10 protein-coding genes are annotated in these 18,028 nt (G+C 38.6%); 3 read left to right on the top strand and 7 right to left on the bottom strand.

Going from position 1 to position 18,028, the window contains the following annotated elements:
* Nucleotide 1 precedes the first annotated feature (1 nt).
* The 3 genes from BGP15_RS24205 to BGP15_RS24195 are packed head-to-tail and all read left to right on the top strand — an operon-like array spanning nucleotide 2 to nucleotide 6,490.
* Nucleotides 2-1,075, top strand: a complete 1,074-nt coding sequence (locus BGP15_RS24205; protein ID WP_286770867.1) for a ComEC/Rec2 family competence protein — start codon at nucleotides 2-4, stop codon at nucleotides 1,073-1,075.
* Entirely contained in the window at nucleotides 1,072-5,955 is a 4,884-nt protein-coding gene (locus BGP15_RS24200; protein WP_286770866.1) for a P-loop domain-containing protein, read from the top strand. Before BGP15_RS24205 ends, BGP15_RS24200 begins: the two co-directional genes overlap by 4 nt.
* Before the next feature lie 4 nt (nucleotides 5,956-5,959).
* The gene (locus tag BGP15_RS24195) at nucleotides 5,960-6,490 is read left to right on the top strand and encodes a hypothetical protein (protein ID WP_286770865.1); all 531 of its coding nucleotides are present in this window, start codon (nucleotides 5,960-5,962) and stop codon (nucleotides 6,488-6,490) included.
* Here BGP15_RS24195 and BGP15_RS24190 read toward each other — a convergent pair.
* From BGP15_RS24190 to BGP15_RS24160, 7 genes are all read right to left on the bottom strand, one after another.
* On the bottom strand, nucleotides 6,487-7,023 hold the full coding sequence (locus BGP15_RS24190; protein WP_286770864.1) for a hypothetical protein: 537 nt from the start codon (nucleotides 7,021-7,023) through the stop codon (nucleotides 6,487-6,489). The genes BGP15_RS24195 and BGP15_RS24190 overlap by 4 nt on opposite strands.
* A 33-nt stretch (nucleotides 7,024-7,056) precedes the next feature.
* On the bottom strand, nucleotides 7,057-7,797 hold the full coding sequence (locus tag BGP15_RS24185) for a hypothetical protein (protein ID WP_286770863.1): 741 nt from the start codon (nucleotides 7,795-7,797) through the stop codon (nucleotides 7,057-7,059).
* 237 nt (nucleotides 7,798-8,034) lie between these two features.
* Nucleotides 8,035-13,356: a helicase-like domain-containing protein gene (locus BGP15_RS24180; RefSeq protein ID WP_286770862.1), complete on the bottom strand. Its 5,322-nt coding sequence runs from the start codon at nucleotides 13,354-13,356 to the stop codon at nucleotides 8,035-8,037.
* Nucleotides 13,343-13,780 carry a DUF1896 family protein gene (locus tag BGP15_RS24175; RefSeq protein ID WP_286770861.1) on the bottom strand — a complete coding sequence of 146 codons (438 nt, stop codon included), beginning with the start codon at nucleotides 13,778-13,780 and terminating at the stop codon, nucleotides 13,343-13,345. The genes BGP15_RS24180 and BGP15_RS24175 overlap by 14 nt, the downstream gene beginning before the upstream one ends.
* A gap of 174 nt (nucleotides 13,781-13,954) precedes the next feature.
* Nucleotides 13,955-16,039 (bottom strand): type IA DNA topoisomerase, encoded by a 2,085-nt coding sequence (locus BGP15_RS24170; protein WP_286770860.1) that lies wholly within the window; start codon nucleotides 16,037-16,039, stop codon nucleotides 13,955-13,957.
* Between the two features lie 5 nt (nucleotides 16,040-16,044).
* On the bottom strand, nucleotides 16,045-17,430 hold the full coding sequence (locus tag BGP15_RS24165; RefSeq protein ID WP_286770859.1) for a DUF3945 domain-containing protein: 1,386 nt from the start codon (nucleotides 17,428-17,430) through the stop codon (nucleotides 16,045-16,047).
* 71 nt (nucleotides 17,431-17,501) lie between these two features.
* Entirely contained in the window at nucleotides 17,502-17,801 is a 300-nt protein-coding gene (locus BGP15_RS24160; protein WP_061084772.1) for a helix-turn-helix domain-containing protein, read from the bottom strand.
* Between the last annotated feature and the right edge of the window lie 227 nt (nucleotides 17,802-18,028).

The following is an 18,028-nucleotide window of genomic DNA, read 5'->3' as shown; positions in this document are numbered from 1 at the left end:
TATGCTTCAAAAAACACATAAAATTAGTTTCCATTTTTATGATACTGGTGGCGGTGACGCCATTCACATAAGATTTTTAGGAGAAGATTCGAACTGGCACAATATACTTATTGACGGTGGATACGCCCGTGAATATAAAAATGCTTTTGCTCCACTTATCAAAGAAATTTTAGCTGCTGATGAAGTCGTTGACCACTGGATAATCAGCCATATAGACAGAGATCACATCGGTGCAGTTTTGGGTTTCCTACAAGATAAAACCATAAAAGATAAGCCCAATGCTGTTAAGAGATTTATATTTAACAGTACCACCGAACCTATCCAAATACCCAGTGAGAAAATTTCAGTCCGTGATGGCATTACTTTAAGAGAATATATCAAAAAGAGCTACATTCAAAGCGAACCTTCTATAAATACAAAAACAAAATCTATTCAGGTTCAGGGTCTGCAGTTGACGATACTTTCGCCTACACCTGAAAAACAAAAAAAAGCAGAAGATCTATGGACCGAGGAAGAGCGGACAATGAAAGTTGGCAGAAAAGCATCACAGTCAGATCATGCGAAAACTATCGCTGAATTGAAAGATCTTCCGTTTCATCAAGATAAAGATGAAGTCAACGGCAGTTCGATTGCTATTCTTGCTGAATTTGGCGACATTAAGGCCTTACTTCTAGCAGACAGCCACCCATCAGATATTGAAGATAGTCTTTCTGCCTTACGATATAGTTCAACAAATCCCATTCCTCTCTCCTTTATGCAGTTATCTCATCATGGAAGCAAAGCAAATACGAGCATTGAATTACTAGAAATGGTCAAAACAGAGAATTTTGTTGTAACTGGTAATGGTATCCACAATCGACATCCAGACAAGGAAGCATTGGTAAGACTGCTGGAACATGGAAAGAAAAATGAAATAAAAATTAAAATTCATTATTCCTGTGACACAAACGAATTGAGAGATCTATTTAAAATTGATGCAGAGGTCGAATCGTGCTACAAATTTGAAACTACCTATAAAGAGATTGGTCCCGAAAATGAACTATTTTTATTTGAAGAAATCACTGACAATATATGAATCTAAATTTACCCCAGCTTTCTACCATCAGAATTCAATGCAATGAAGACATTGGGACCGCAGTTATATACTTTCCAGATGCTGATACTGATTATGTATATATTTTAACCGCTAAACATTGCTTAGTTGGGGAAGATTTTGACAAAACCTATTCTAAAGAAGGAATACTACTGGATAAAATTTTCAATGATGAGTCTTTGACCTATCATTCATATGTTCTTTCAGATACTGCAGTCGTGATAACCTCTGTAAGTAATGAAGAAGATTTGGCCCTAATTATTGTACCTGCGAATGATATAGTAGCGCTAACCGGAAAGAGGTTTTTCAGTCAGGTTATTGATGCAGATGATACTATCCAGGAATATAAAGTTAGGGGATTCGCAAATTTTAATGATCAAAAAGACGACCAGCCTTTTTCGCTTAAATTTCTTGAAAATAAAAAGCATAATCCGAATATTTTTACATTGCATCATGAAGGATCACTAGATACTTTTTATCAACAGGCCATGTCAAATGTAGCTGGTCTTTCAGGATCAGGAGCATATGCCGATCTGTTCGGAAATCTCTATTTTGTAGGAATAATCCATACTTACGTAGATGGAAATACATTTATAGCAACGAAGGTTTTAGCTTATAATAACCTCATTGATCCTAACAAATTCAAACTCATCAAAGACTTGAAACCCGAAACTAATCCTGAAATATTGGATAGTTATGGGAAAATGGATAAAAATAGAGAAATAATTAATTTGAGAACTAGGGAGACAGTTGGTTCATTCACTGTTCATCGTGACACATCCTTTTTGATTCGTGCTATTAAAGAAAATAATCTTGTCGTTATCCATGGAAAGCCCGGTGTCGGAAAATCAGCTCTGGCGAAAGCTGTCGTGAAAGAATTAAAATCCGAAGGTGATTATACTGTCATTACGCTTACTCCAGAAAATCTCTACTGTAATACCTTAGATGAAGCGATGAAGAGAGCCGGATATAATGCGACAATCCAACAAATTGTCGGTAGTCCTTTATCCGCACGAAATGTTTTGATTTGGATTGAAAGTTTTGAAAAATTAATAGAATCCGAATTCTCGGGGGCATTTAATGAATTGCTCCAAATTATGAAATCAACTTCGCGCATTATTCTTTTAATAACAGTTAGGGAATATTTATTACAGAGGTTTCGTATTCATTTTTATTTTGAGCTTCCAAAAAATAATACATATTTAGAAGTCAATGATTTTACTGATGGAGAGATACAACTAGTTCAGGATGCGATCCCCCAACTTAAAACATTACTTGAAAACCCAAAAATCAAACATTTACTTCATAACCCCTATTATCTTGACAAGGCAGTTCGTATTATTCCTTTCCTGGAAAGTGAGCAACAATTAGATGAAATAAAATTTAAGAAGTTGATGTGGCAGCACATAGTAGAGAATGGAAATACCGCCAGAGGAGCTGTTTTTTACGAAATTTGTGTAAAAAGATCACGAGAAATGCGCCTCTTCACCGACTTTCCAGGAAGCGAAGACACGATTTCTCAACTATTGAGGGACAATATTATACAACAGAACGATATCGGAATAAATCCTGAATATAGTCCCTCACACGATATTTTAGAGGATTGGGCGCTGATAAGATTTATTTCAGAGCAAAAAAAGCTGATGCCAGACAGTAGAACTTTCTTAGAATCCATGGAAAATAACCCTGCAATGAAAAGAGCATTTCGGTTGTGGATGGAAGAGTTCTACCTTACTGAGCCGGTCAGATCGGTAAGTTTCGTTCATGAACTTTTGCAAGATAGCTTACTGTCGCAATCATGGAAAGACGAACTTTTAGTTGTATCACTCCGTTCCAAGAATGCTGCAATACTTTTAGATGCACTAAAAGATAATCTTCTCAACAACGAAGGACGATTCCTGAAACAGATAATGTTTTTACTCCAGATCGGATGTAAACGTATCGACCCGGCCAAGCAAAGTTTAGATCAGTTATTGCCAACAGGTTCCGGATGGGACTATATTATTGACTTTATTTGGGATAATTATGCTACAATTTCATCGTTCAAAATCGATACCGAATACATAGCACTTATTGAGGCGTGGTCGAAACAACTACCTGACTTCAATCCTCAAATAATCCCACCATGTGGCAAAAGTGTTGCCAACTTTTTGGAAGGCTTCGTTCATCGAGTTCAGAAAGCATTTATTGGAGCGGTAAAATATGATTCAGTGAGCTCGGTATTAGAGCCCTATGTAAAAATAATCTTTCAACTGACCGCTTCAGACCCTTCGTTAGTTGAAAACTTAATACAGGCTGCTAAAAACCCACATGTTGGAAATGAGCGATGGAATAATATCCAATTTTTAAATCAAATTCGAAAATGTATTACGGAAGGCGTCATGGCTGACCAAATATGCCGTTTTTTCCCACATGATGTATTGGAGATTGCGAGGGAAGATTGGTTAAATAAAGAAGAAGATAGAAGACCACCTTATACTCCTATCCATTTTCGTAGGTCTGACGCAAGGGATTTCGGTTTGAGCCGACGATTTAATACCGAACATGGTTTTCCAAGTGCCTATCACACATTTTTTTATTGGATGTTTCTCTATCATCCAGACAAAGCATTAGATTTCATTATCATTTTTTTAAATGCTGCGTTTGAAAAAAACCAAAGCGTTTTAAAATCGCAAGGTGAGGATATTGAGGATATTACCATAAGCTTCCACGATGGCACTTCGAAGTCTTATTATGGGACATATGACTATTGGTCTATGTATCGGAGTAAAAGATCTGAAAACCGGCATATCGCCTCCTTGCTAATGGCTCTTGAAGCTGGACTTTTAGACTTAATTGGGGAAACCACAGATCAACAATTAAGAGGGTACCTTCAAAGAATTATCAAAGAATCTAACAATGTTGCATTTCTGGGAATAACGATAAGTGTAATACAAGCACATCCTGACCTTTTAGATGAAAATTCGGTTTGTCTATTAGGTATACCAATTTTTTTCTGGTGGGAATCAAGCCGATGGATGTCAGAATTATATACTAATGAAGTATTTAATGATGATGAATACGAGAAAAATGAAAGAACCAAGTCCAATTCAAAAGTTCACCGGCGAAAATACTATCAGGGACTCGTAGGTTTTGTTTTTGATTATATGTTTATCTATCGAACCCAAAATGATCTATTATATAAGGAAATTGATAAAATGTGGGAACAGGCTCCAGCTGAGGAATTTCAATGGAGAAAGTTTCTATTTGATATGGATGCCCGTAAATACCAGTATATACCAGTTGAATATAACGGTAAAAAAATGCTCCAGATTCAACCAGCCTATGATGAGGAAGTTCGAAAAAATGTGACAGAAACTAATGATCTTGACACAGTACCGGCTGTTAATGTTATCTGGGCAAAAGATGCGTATGACAATAAACCTATTGATGATCACCATTACGAAAAGTGGCGAGAAGGATATGATTATATTCAACAATCAAAGGGTCACTTTGATTTTATGACTTCGAAAACTCTGATGGCATCACTTGGTCTACGTGATTTTTTTAATGAAATGAATGCAGAGCAATTAATATGGTGCCGGAAAATTATCATGGACTTTGCAGAAAAAAATTTGATCGGCCAAGAATCTATGGATATGTATCTTGACGTTTTTGGTAAGCAGGCGGCTCTTACTGGTCTTTCATATAATATTAATTACGGAACAGACGAAAAAAATATACTGAAAATAAAGGAATTAATTTTTCGATTGCTTATAGGTGGATTGGACGAACAGGAACGAATTGCGCTTCAAGTTGGGATAGCACATCACCTCGTAAAAGATGATCCTGATTTTGTATTAAATTGCTGGTATGGTCTGTTATCCTTCATAGAATACAAAAAAGAAATGAATTCTATTGAACAACGCCGCAGGGATGCTATTTGGATGTACGGGGAGGAAGCGGAAAATGAGAATAAAGATATTGTAAAGGAGGAAGAATTTGTGGATCATTTAACAACAGTGGTTCTTGATGGCAGTATTGAAAAACCTGCAAAACTATCATTCACTCTTGATATGCCAACTCACTGGCTTCTTGATGATGCTCTGCGAATTATACCTTGGACAACGACAGTTGCGGAACAACATAACATGGTACAAGAAGTTCTTAAACTTCACCTGGAATTTTTAGGTGACAAAAAATCTTGGAGCAAGTCTGATTTTATTGAAAGTAGACGTGCATTCACGTTCTTTTATCCAAGATTTTTGCTTTCACAATCCGTTGAAATTTCAAGGCCTTTTTTTAAGGAATTATTGGATCTTACCATAACTGAAGATAAAAAGCTAAATACCACTGATGTAACAAATTATTTGTATCGACTCCTCAAAGAATTTATATGGTCAGTAGCAGATGGCTTACCCAAAGATAATTTTTGGGCACTCTGGGATGTTTTGCGAGAGTGGACACTTCAGAATGAAACGACTGTTTACATACCGCTCTTTTTTATGGATCTTGATTGGCCTGTGGGCTTGCAAAATTGGCTTGTGCTTGAAGGGAAAAGCCTTTATTATAAAGAGTTTATTACCAAATATGGATTTAACAAAATAAACGAGTGCATCAAATTTTTGAGTGGTGTGGCTTTTCAGCAGTTTATGCCGGAATCTTTAAGTTGGGTAGCCTTGATGCTTAAAAGCCAAAATGCTTACGAAGTGAATAGAAAGTTATTGGAAAACTTCGCTGAGAAAGCTTTTTACAAATATGGGAACGACATAAAAACTAACAAAGAATTGCTGGCTGATTATCTCTTTATCCTGGATTTTCTAATAACTATCATTTCCCCAAAAGCATACATGTTGAAAGATGAATTAATTCAATACAAATAAAAATATGAAAATAGAAATCATTGTAAAAAATATCAAAGACGCCATAAATGTTCTACTTGAAAAAGAAACTGGTAATCTAGCAAGAGGCCTTAATGAACTAAATATTTCTACTCATCTGGCCTTTTATTTAAAGCCTTTTTTCCCTCAGTTCGACGTTGATCCCGAATATAATGGTGACATAGATAAGCCAAATGATAGGAAGGCGCTGGATATAGCAGAAAATCGCATGATGGAAATAGGTTTTAAACCAAATGATAATGATAATTACAAAATTAGTCCTGACATCATTATTCATCGAAGGCAGACAAACGACCATAACTTAGTTGTAATCGAAGTAAAAAAGGACAGCCATACAAGAAAACATAAAGAATTTGACCTGATTAAACTTGAACACCTAACCATTGATTTTCTTGGTAATCATTACAATTACAAATTAGGTATAGCAATAATTTTTGGAACTAAAAAGAATACGGGCAAATACGATATTCGTTTTTTCCAAAACGGCAGGGAATTCCAGGAAGAAAACTTAGTTTAGTACTTATAGTCTACGTATTTTAGAAGTTGCATTACTGAATAGTCGATTCTCATAATGTATTCGTCTTCTCCGCCATAGTCTCTCAGAAATCTTTCAGAGAAACCGTAACCGCCATTAGCTTTTGCTTTTTTTAACACATCGCTAAGTGGGTAAAAGGTATTTCTGTATTTCCCTTTATTAATTGTCAATGATGGCAGACAATCTTTTGTATCGCATATAATCCAATAGCCTTTTCGCTCACCGAATCTTACAGCCGAATATGCCGTATTTGTAAAGCTCGCAATGTATTCTGCTTTAGATCTACGGGGAATGCTTCTGATCAGAATAGGTTTTGTCTTTGGGATGAAATTTCTTAATACAATATCCCACACATCATAATAAGCCTTAAATTTTTCACTTCGGTCCGTATAGACCCAGTTACAGATAAAGGTTATTGTATCGGCTGAAGGTATGATATCTTTCTCAAAAATATCAATTAAGTTTTGAGCTATTTCTTGCTTTTTGGCAGTTGTTAGGCGATAGTAATCTTTCATGATCAATTAATTTTTTAGGGAAACAACTATTAATTATTGTTTGAATTTGAAATAATTTTGGGCAGCTATCTGGTATGCAACAGGATCTATAAATCTATTGCTCGGAAGACTCGCAACATACATTTCCAAAAGATCTTCCCCAACATTTTCATAGTTTTTACCGGTCAGACTTCCAAGAAAGACAAACAGGAAATTCTGACCAAAATATGATTGATCTGGAGATTGGTATGTTGCGCCGAAACCTTGCTGTTTCTTATTGTTCGATTCAAAAGCAGGGACTAAAGCTGCAAAATATTTATTAAAAAGTGTTTGTAATTGTTTTTTACTTTCAATTGAAAAAGCAGGATATAGATCTTCAAAAAGCTGATATCTAATATTAATAAACTCTCTTCTAAATAGAGGATTCTCATCTTTTACAACATCAAGCCTGGCATCAGTAATCGTTTTCCAATCAGAATATCTATCAAGCCGAACTTTATCAATATTTGCCCTTTCCGCAGCCCTAAGTCTTTCAATACCATAATAAGCGACAATGAGTGTTATTGTTGCGGCAAATAATCCGTTATACTTAGCGAATTGATTAATGTAAAAATTAATACCATCTGGTGAAAATTCGAAATGATTTCGGAAGAGCATTTTTTGTATTGAAAAAAAGGCTATACTGGATAGCACAAACATGCACATGGCAACGATTATAATTATAGCCCTAAATATGGATCCTATGTTTAAAATCGATTTTACTCTATGAAATAAACGTTGATTGATACTTTTCATAATAATGGCCTCTAGTACTTTATACTAATTCCAATATAAGAAAAAATAGCCAATGCATGCGGTGTTGCCTTACTTTTCGAAATTGAATTGATCTAAATAATAAATTACCACAATAATTTTGTTAATAGGCTATTAAATTGCGGAACAGCCTACAAAGTCTATTCGAATCATTTCATTACATTAAAATTGTAAAAGTTTTGCCGAAAGAAACTTACAACAAAAGTGTTGGCTCTCCTCCTATAATTTAAAGGTAGAGGAATTTTTGAGTTTTATTTCAGCTTCTGCTTTAATATGTTTACCGCTATCACTATCATCTTTTACCTCCAATGATGACTGTATTTTTCTTTCCACAGCGGCGAGTTCAGTTTTCAGAGCTGCAAGTACCTTTTCTTTGTTCCAACTGCCATTCACAATATCATCTAATACAATCTGGTCAGCTTTTAGCTGATTTATCTTCTTTTTCTCTTCGTCAATGAGTCCAGGAAGTTTTTGAAGGGCACTAATAAAATTTAAACTTGCCCGCTCGGGATCGCTTGCCATAATACCATTATTGTGCGTATACTTGATATTTCCTTCACCACAGACAAAGAACCTGTTATCTCTTTGAATAGGGCTGGATTCATCATTCTGTGTCATTTCCGTTTTTACAAGCAGTCTAAAGCCATACAAAGAGCCTATCTCTTCGTAATCACCGCCGGTTCTTGAAGCCGCTGCAAGTTTAGCCAGCTTTGCACCAATTTCTTTAACATCTGGATCCCGGCGCAAGCCATCCAAGACGATCGGGTTCAAAACTTTTCCGTCTTGCGATTTTTGGACACGATTTCGATAGTTTTCCCAGTCTGCATTTAACCTTGCTAACCGGGACTTTCTCCCTTCAAGTTCTTCTTGCAGACTTTCCAATTTTGAACTGGAACTCCACTTTGATCTTAAGAAAGCATGTTTCTCACTTTCAAGAACAGAAATTTTCTTTTCAACTTTCGCTTTTTCCAATAGATCGGTATTACCTGATAATAAAGCCACATACTCGGAAAAATTCATACCCGAAACTTCATCCATTCCCCCTTCATCAAGTATACGTACTGCGATGGTATTACTCTTTAACTGTCCGATAAAACGCTGCTTATTTGCTAGTGTATTAAATTTGTACGCATCCAATGATTTTTCTACAGCATAAATAAAAACATCGACCTTATTGTCAGCAAAAAATTTAGCAATCTCATTGCCCTTTCGAACAGCGCGACCGTCCCGCTGCTCCAGATCCGAAGGCCGCCATGGAATATCCAGATGATGCACAGCTACCGCCCTCTTTTGGGCATTTACCCCTGTTCCGAGCATTTCTGTCGATCCAAAGAGGACCCTAATTTTCCCTTCATTGGTAGCTTTGATCAGTTCTTTACGCTGATCCTCCGTTTTTGCTTCCTGAATAAAGCGGATCTCCTCTGCCGGTATCCCATGATCTTGAACAAGTTTCCGCTTAATTTCGATGTATATGTTCCACTCGCCCGGTTTAAAAGTCCCGAGGTCTGAAAAAACAAATTGAGTGCCTTTTTGCGCATTGAAATTTTTATAATATTTTGCAATATTTGCTGCACAAACAGAAGCTTTGTTGCCCGGATCGTCTGTATATCGCGAAGATATAAGCCGCATATCAAGGGACATTTTCCTTGCAAAATCTGTCGCGATCAACATCTTGGCTTTCTGCTCTGTCGGCGTTAGCGGAGCTCTACCAAGTAACTCAGCATCGCCACTCTTTGCAAACTCCATCAACTTTTTAATGTAAATTTCCTGATCTGGGGTCGGCGGTATATTGTAGAGGATCTCATTTTTTATCGGCCTATCAATTCCGATATCAGCCGCAGTACGGTAATCGGTGATTTCAGTGTAAAATTGGGACAGTTCGGGCACTTTTATAAAATGTCTGAACCGCTCCTTCTGAACGATATTATTGGCAACAGAGAATTCATAATCTATCGATTTACGGGCATAAATAGCAGCCCATGCATCAAAACAATTAATCCCCTGTCTTTCCAGTGCTTTTGGTCTTAAAAATTTAAAAAGGCAGTATAACTCTGTAAGTGAATTTGAAATAGTGGTTCCAGAAAGAAAAGTTGCACCAAGATCTTTCCCATTTCTTTCCTGAATTGTACGGATGGCAAAAAGGAGGTTGAGTGCCTTTTGGCTGCCTTGTACATTGCCCAATCCGGCGACGCGCTCATGACGCGTATTGAACATGAGATTTTTGAATTTATGGCTCTCATCCACAAAAATATGATCAATACCCATCATTTTAAAGTCGACGACATCATCCTTTCGGTTTTCGATATCATGCTCCAGTGTCTTAAGCTTCACAGCTAAGTTTTTCTTCCGGATTTCTACACCTTTCATCATTGCACCAGATACATCTTTCCCCTGACTGCGCAGTGCGTCAAGATTTTGCTCCACAGACATCAGTTCCGCTTGAAGTATCTCTTTCTGCAATTCTGTTGATTGGGGGATCATACCAAACTGGTCATGTGTGAGGATAATGCAGTCCCAATCATTGTTCTTGATATCGCCAAAAATCTTAAGCCTTTTCCGGGGTGTGAAGTCCTTTTTACCGGGGTATAATATCTTTGCGAAAGGATAAGCTTTTCGATAGGTTTCTGCAATCTCGTGAACATTGGCCTTTAGCGCTATGATCATTGGCTTGTGAACTAGCCCCAACCTTTTCATTTCTTGCGCTCCTGCACACATAATAAGTGTCTTGCCTCCCCCAACTTCATGATCACAGATACCGCCATTATTGCTTTTAAGCATGTAAATAGCATCTTTCTGACTTTGATAAAGATCCTCTATGCCTACTGCCCTTCGGTCAAGCCCTGGAAATGTTTGATGGCTACCATCATAATACGGTCTGACATGACAATTAAAAAGCTCGTTATATCTTCCGGTAAGTTCCCATTTAAAATTATCGTCCTGCTGATAAAGCCAATCCGTAAATTCATGTCGGATCTCATCAATTTTGCCATTGGCCATCTGGATAGCATCCATATCCTTGACCTTGATGGCATTCCCATCCGCTAAGTACTCAGTTTTGGTGATATCCGGAGTGGTATTAACAAGAGCATGCCGCAGCAGGTTCAAACCATCAAATGTCCGGTTCTCAGATTTAATAGCGTATTTTTCTGAAATCCTAATATTGCTGGATTTTGCATTTACAGAAAAATCATCGCTGCTCTCTGAATAGTAAATCCGTACATCGGTGTCAAAGAGATGGCTTGCGAAACGGTTATAAATTTCTGTGTCGATCCACCGCTCCCCCAGGTTAAAATCTAGCTCCTCAAATTTAATCGGTTCAGGAATGACTTTTTCAAGCGCTTCCAGACTCTGCCGGGCTTCCATGTCTTCCGGATGGTTAGCAAGGTAATCATTCAGTTGCGTCGCTTTTAAAACAACATTTCCAGCAAGAAATTTCTGAGATACTTCCAATTCACCAGATAACGGATTGAAGAAAATTTGGCCCTGCAGATCTTTCCGTAATTCGTTTTCGGAAAGGCCGCTCACCTGCATCATAAAAGCAAGATCTATGGAGCCCGTTTGATTAAGTGAAGCCGACAAAGCCTCTGAAGCGCTGCTTACAGCAACTTCTGCCGTGGAGAAACTAACTGGATGTGTAAAAATATCTGCCTTATGGATGACACCACCAACCACCCGCTCAAGAAAAGGAACTTCATTTCCGGAAGAGTCCATTTTAATGAATCTAATATTTTCGGCTATATTTAAATTTCCATACCGTCCAGTAAACTCATCATATGTCCTATTTAAAAGCTGTCGCCCCTCTTTATCCTCCGCTCTACTTCTAGCTTCAATTTCATACAGCGAATGGTAGCTATCCCTTAGGTTGATATAGCTCTGGATTCGCTCCTGATCCTTTTTGGATAATTCAAGTGGATGAAAAATATAGGTCCCATCACGACGGTTAATTTTTAGTTTCCCGATACTGCTACCCGAAATAATTATAGTATCTTCACGGTAAAATGCCTTCACTTCACCGTCAAAGGCTCTTACCTCATTTTTTAACACCGCATTGTCAGGTAGTTCATGAAATAACGATGCGACCTCTTTAGGTTTCGTTAAGTTTGTTGCTAGAGGCTTTTTTTGCACGCTTTCTTTCTGATCCGATCTACTTGCCCGTCGCGGTTTATTATGACTTGTATTGACTTCATCTGCATCAAAAAAGGAAAGCTGCTGAAAATTTGTAATCTTACTTTGGCCTGTGCTTTTCCTACTTTTCTTTGCCTTTTTAACCGATAAATCATCAATAACCTGATCGGAAAAAAGGCTTAGTTGAGTCACTGTTTCAGAATTACCAGCATCAGGTTTTACGCTTTTTGGAATATTTAGAATTCGTTCTGATGTCAAATTATTACCAACCTCTTTCATGCTGTGTTCATCATAAAGCTCGCGGTTGAAATACTGCAGGAAAGCCTCTGAAAGTTTTAGATGAACATCCTTTGCAATTCCAGCAACTCCACCATCATGCACATGCACCGTTGTCGGCTTCCCATATTGATCAGTATCCTGAAAAGAACGCGTAGCAATAATGTAGTTTGGATTATAAAATAAGAGGTTGCAGTTTTCTGTGGTCCCCATAAAATCGCATGCACGCATAGATAAGGAACGAGGCTGTGTATTTTTTTGCAGAACAATGAGGTCTGTCCCTACAGACGTACCACTTTCTTCAAATAGATTATTCGGTAACCGTAGCGCAGCCACGAGATTGTGCTCACGCATCAGTGCTTCACGGATCGGATAGTTGGAAGGACTGTTCAGAACCCCTTGCGAAGTTATAAATGCCAGCAGCCCCCCTTCGCGCAGTTTATCGGTAGCTTTTAAAAAGAAATAATTATGGACGCTCTGCGCAGCAAATTTCCGGGCATTATCTGTACCCCTTGAATAAGTTAGATCAAATATTGAAGTGGTTCCGAACGGAATATTACCGATAACGAGATCATATCCTGTATCTCCTTCGCCAATATTCTCAAAGCTGTCTATTCTGATATCAGCATGGGAACCAAACAAATTTTTCAGGATTTTCCCCGTTATTAAGTCCTGTTCATAAGCACAAATATTTACATGATCCAGTCCTCTAAAGGGTTCAATAAAAGCTCCTACACCGGCCGATGGCTCAAGGATGCTACCAATATCTATTCCCGTTTCCAGTATTGCCTTTGCTATGCTGCCGCTAATCTCTTTCGGTGTGTAAAATGCATCTAGAATAGAACCCTTAATTTTTGCCACATAGTCGGCATACTTACTTTGATCTTCTGTATTTTCTCTGATGAGCGTAAATAATTCCTGCGTCATCGCAAAATAAGGCCGATCAGAAGCCTTCCAGCCATTGATGTCATCCGGTAATGAGACGGGATTTAAGATAAATTTCAAGCCTCCAAATCCCGCAAAATTACGTAGCAGCAGTTTTTCGTGCTCGGTTGCTTCCCGCCCCTCCTTTTCAATACTGAAACTTGTTCTGATGGCATCAATGTTCTGCCGTAAATGGCGTTTCTTATCGAATACCATTTTGCTCAATCCAAATAGCAATAAAACCTGTTAGCTCCGTATACAGCAGATCATAACCAGTTGTATAGGCGAAATCATCAGTCAATTCATAATGCTCGAAGCATTCCTGGCATTTTGGAAGGATCTTCAGTGCAAAATCGCGATAATCGAGTTCATCAAAAACATCAGAAAATTCGTAGGAAAGAACCTCAAACAGAGAATCAAATTTAGAAAAGTGCAATCCCTCATAAAGAATGCCGTCGGCGATCTCATTACATTCGTTAATAGGATTGCCTGCCCTAAACGCGCCATCGTATGCGTTTGCTGCCCACCTGGCGCGCTGATCAATAAAATTTGTATCAGCAGATCTTTCAGGAAAACTTGAATCAATGTGATCCTGCAACTTTAATTTGTAATAGGAATAGTCCTTGTTATGCTTTTTCATATCGCTATAATTTTTATAAGTTTTATAGCGGTAAACCTAGCTTGGTTGAGCTGCACTGTTGGCATTGTGTCCTATCCGTTCCTATCCTTGCATCGATATTCCTAAATCCCTATAAAAAAAGAAACCCGGAACCATTTAAGGCTCCAGGCTTCACTAACCAAATCACATCAGGAACTATTTGTATTTATGTTTCTTTTTTTCTTCAAATTCAAAAGTGGTCGAACCAGATCCGTCCAGTAAGATATAAGCACTAAATGGTTTCTTATTTCTACCCACCATTTTTTTTATTAAAGGTGTCCGCCGTTTTGTTAAAAGCGCTTCAATTTCTTTGTATTGCAACTGGACGCCGCAAATGTTCCGGAATAATTTCCAGCCACAATTCTGATCTGTACATCTGATTATTTTTTCTCCGAGAATTACTAAAGAAGTGCATTTTGGGCAGTTGAGATGTACGGTATTCGATGATTTTCTTTTAATATTCAGCAGCTCATCGGTAACCTGCTGTACCATCAGCTCTACCTCAGCATGAAAAATCCCAGAATCAAGTTCTCCATTTTCGATTTTCTCAAATGCAATTTCCCACTGCGCAGTCATTGCAGCATCAGCAATTTTCTTATCGGCTACAATTTCGTAAACAAGCATTCCCTTATCTGTAGGGACAATAGCCTTGCTTTTTCTTCTGACGTACCCGCGGTCAATTAAGGTTTCAATCACGGCAGCCCTTGTTGCCGGCGTTCCAATACCTAAGCCTTTGAGCATCTTGCGCTCCTGTTCATTATCTACCGTAGCGCCAATATTTTCCATCTTATGAAGCAAATCAGCTTCCGTGTATAGCTTTGGAGGCTTGGTCTTCTTTGGAAGTACCTCTAAACTGTCTATTTTAACCTGGATTCCTACTTGCAGATCTGGAAAATCAGTGACCAGATCATCACCTTCCTCATCAAAATCACCGTTAACAACTTTCCATCCTGCAGAAACAATTTTGACAACCTTCAAATTGAAATCATAATGAAGAATACCAAATTTAACATCTGTGATTTCTTTATGGCATGTAGGTGAAACAGCTTCAAGCACGCGCCTGGCGATCATATCATAGAGAGCATCCTCATCAGCGTTCAATCGGGTCGGAATATTTTCCGTAATCAATATACCATGATGGTCTGTGACTTTTACATCATTTACAATGTGTCTGTTGTAGCGTTCCCACTTGATTGTGTCAACAGAATCTTTGCAGGAAGATCGAGAACCTAAGGCTAGAATCAGCGCAGGTATTTCGGGCCAGACATCTTCGGGAATATATTTGGATCCCGTTCGAGGATAGGTTATAAATTTCTTTTCGTAAAGTTGCTGGGCAACTTCCAGGGTCCGCTGAGCAGAGTAGCCGAGCTTTTTATTCGCCTCTTTCTGCAGTCCTGTCAGATCAAATAGAAGTGGCGCTTGACTTGTGCCAGCTTTCTTTTCTACCTGTTTTACTTCTGCCACTCCGACACGTTCCAGGGTCCTCCTTACTGATTCAGCTTTTTCTTTATCTTCAAAATTATCTGTCGAAAGACTCTTAATACGAGCACCTTCTTTTATAGAAGAAAGTTCAAGCTGAAAGTAGTTTTTAACCTCAAATGATTCACACGCTAGAAAACGCTGACAAATTAGTGCAAGAGTTGGCGTCTGTACCCTTCCAAGAGAAAAAAGTCCATCACCCAAGGCAACGGTCAGCGCCTGCGTAGCATTGATTCCAACAAGCCAATCGCATTCAGACCGCTGCTTACCGGCCAGAAAAAGACCATTGAAATCGCTTCCCGGCAAGAGATTTTTGAATCCATCGATGATGGCCTTTTCGGTAAGGCTGTTAATCCAAAGCCGTTCAAAGGGCTTTGTGCAACCCAGATATTGGTAGATAAACCGGAAGATAACTTCGCCCTCACGCCCTGCATCAGTCGCCACGATTATACTTTCGCACCGCTTAAAAACAGACTCAACTACTGCAAGCTGCCGTTTCGATCCCTCATCGTCAATAAGGCCTTTACCCGACTTTATTTTTCTTCCTATTAATTTGAATCTTGATGGAATAATGGGAAGGGATTCCCTACTGAATCCCTTAATCCCATAATCTTCCGGCATAGCAGGACCTACCAGATGTCCCAGTGCCCAGGTCACCAGAAAACCTCCGCCTTCACAATATCCGTCTTTTTTATCTGTTGCACCTACGATACGTGCAAGCTCATAAGCTACTGAGGGCTTTTCCGCAATAATTGCTTTCATCAGGATCAATTCATTTTTTGTTTTCTGGTATTTTCCTTCTTCACAGTACCGTTCTGAACCGCATTTTTATTCGCAGAAGTCCCCTCTTTTTCTTTCCCCTGCCCCTGTTTCTGTATCTCTGTCTGTTTTTTAGATTTCTCCTGATTGGGATGATCAAAATCGAATTCTAATCTTCCGCTCTCTTTATTTTGCCAGACATAGCCCGAGTAAAGTTTTGTGCCTTCTTTATTGACAATATCTTTCACATGAATCACTTCACCATCCTGCAAAAGCTTCTTTTCCTTTTCATCCAAAATTTTACCTCTAAATTCATCAGGGATGCCCTCAACCTGCGCCTGTTGTTGGCTCTCCCCCTGTCCGACAAAAACAAGTTTTTTCGCGTCGGCGTTATATTGCAGATGCTGATTGAAGACTTCTCCCGTTTTCGAGTTTACCATACCTTCCACAAGGACCTGTTTACCCTCCAGCAGTTCAGCTTTTTGCTCCGGACTAAGTTTCACACCACCAAATTTTTCACTGATCTTGATCAGATCTACTGGAAAGGACACAACCTCATTGGTTAATTTGTCAATACTGATGAGAGCCTTCACCGTCGAACCGTCGGAATAATTTGTAAGTTCCGCAACGCGCCCCATGTTTCCTGTTTTCTTTAAATTATCCCGATCCTCAGCTGTAAAAGAATGGCCATAAAACTGATTTTTAAGATCTGGTTCCACTCGGACTCCATGAGCCATCACGACAACTTTGTCCTGTACTTTACGTAATGAGAGACGTGCATCTCCTTTCATCACAACACCATCAAAATTCCCTTCAATTCGGTAAATCCCATCAGATTTATATCCTTTCAGCAGTTTCTCAAGTTGTCCGTTTTTTTCAAGCAGTTCACGATTTAAATTCAGTTTTTCAAGTGATGTCCAGTCGATCTCCTGAGCATTGTACTTTTGAGGTCTACTCTCTGTTGTAGGTGCTGTGCCCTCCGATGTTTGATTTGTTTCCATATTTTTATTATTTAACTTATTATCATATTTGATTTCAAGTGCATCAAGAAGCTTATTACCCTCGGGAGTGGGATGGTCAATGGCTTTCTGTAGCTTCTTAGCAACTTCATCCAGATTAATTTCAGGTGACCTGAAAAACCGGAATGATAATGGATCATTGAGCCGGCGCCAGAAGTTCGAAAAGAAATTGCTTATAGCGTCCCCCTTGTCCACACGCATAAAATCCAGAAGATTTGACTTCTTAGGTGTAGAGGTTTGCAGCTTCCCTTCCTCATCCACACCCTTTACCGCCTCGATACGATTCTTTTTTTTATCAAGTACTAAAAGAATATCGGAAAGAGATTCAAGTACTTGCTGCGGCTGGTTTTCTTTAGAAATAGTTTGTTCGTTCATAATAGAAAGTATTTAAGTGCTTAAAATTATTGGAAGGATTCTAAGAAGGAATTCCGCTCTCTTTCGCTTTCCTACATAGGCGTAAACTTTCCGCCGTGGTAACTGTCACGGATAAACTGGTGGACGTCAGAACTCTTGTAGAAAACTTTTCCGCTTATTGTAAAGTATTTGATCTTACCAATGGTACGATAGCGTTGCAGACAACGGTAGGTTATCTTTAACATTTGCAGAACGTCCTGGTTGTCCAATAATTCTTCGCCGTCGATGCTGAGCCTTTTTTTCTCTCTATTTTCGATATCACCGGCAAGGACGTCGAATCTTTTCATGATTCGTTCCATCCAATTCAAAAATTCAACTCTGTCAATATTCATAGCCTTTTGCTGTTTGGTTTACAGAGCCAAAATTGGCCTTGTTTTTCCGGCAAAATCTAACAGTGCACATACCCATATGCTAGTCAGATATAATTTTTTTTTGCAGGCTTTCTTTGTGTGACTGTTGCCTGGGAGATTGGATTAGAAACATCTACATGGGTACGATATGACTAGGTATGGGCAAAAAAAAAAGGATAACCCGTTGGATTACCCTTCTTATATATTGA

The sequence above is a fragment of the Sphingobacterium sp. 40-24 genome (assembly GCF_001899705.1).
Taxonomy (GTDB): domain Bacteria; phylum Bacteroidota; class Bacteroidia; order Sphingobacteriales; family Sphingobacteriaceae; genus Sphingobacterium; species Sphingobacterium multivorum.
This window is presented reverse-complemented; position numbering and strand designations above follow the sequence as displayed.

What these genes read in the sequence shown, in the direction of transcription:
- BGP15_RS24200 (WP_286770866.1), top strand. Translation starts at nt 1,072, where the DNA reads ATGAATCTAAATTTACCCCAGCTTTCTACCATCAGAATTCAATGCAAT.
- BGP15_RS24190 (WP_286770864.1), bottom strand. Translation starts at nt 7,023, where the DNA reads ATGAAAGATTACTATCGCCTAACAACTGCCAAAAAGCAAGAAATAGCT.
- BGP15_RS24170 (WP_286770860.1), bottom strand. Translation starts at nt 16,039, where the DNA reads ATGAAAGCAATTATTGCGGAAAAGCCCTCAGTAGCTTATGAGCTTGCA.
- BGP15_RS24195 (WP_286770865.1), top strand. Translation starts at nt 5,960, where the DNA reads ATGAAAATAGAAATCATTGTAAAAAATATCAAAGACGCCATAAATGTT.
- BGP15_RS24175 (WP_286770861.1), bottom strand. Translation starts at nt 13,780, where the DNA reads ATGAAAAAGCATAACAAGGACTATTCCTATTACAAATTAAAGTTGCAG.
- BGP15_RS24205 (WP_286770867.1), top strand. Translation starts at nt 2, where the DNA reads ATGCTTCAAAAAACACATAAAATTAGTTTCCATTTTTATGATACTGGT.
- BGP15_RS24165 (WP_286770859.1), bottom strand. Translation starts at nt 17,430, where the DNA reads ATGAACGAACAAACTATTTCTAAAGAAAACCAGCCGCAGCAAGTACTT.
- BGP15_RS24185 (WP_286770863.1), bottom strand. Translation starts at nt 7,797, where the DNA reads ATGAAAAGTATCAATCAACGTTTATTTCATAGAGTAAAATCGATTTTA.
- BGP15_RS24160 (WP_061084772.1), bottom strand. Translation starts at nt 17,801, where the DNA reads ATGAATATTGACAGAGTTGAATTTTTGAATTGGATGGAACGAATCATG.
- BGP15_RS24180 (WP_286770862.1), bottom strand. Translation starts at nt 13,356, where the DNA reads ATGGTATTCGATAAGAAACGCCATTTACGGCAGAACATTGATGCCATC.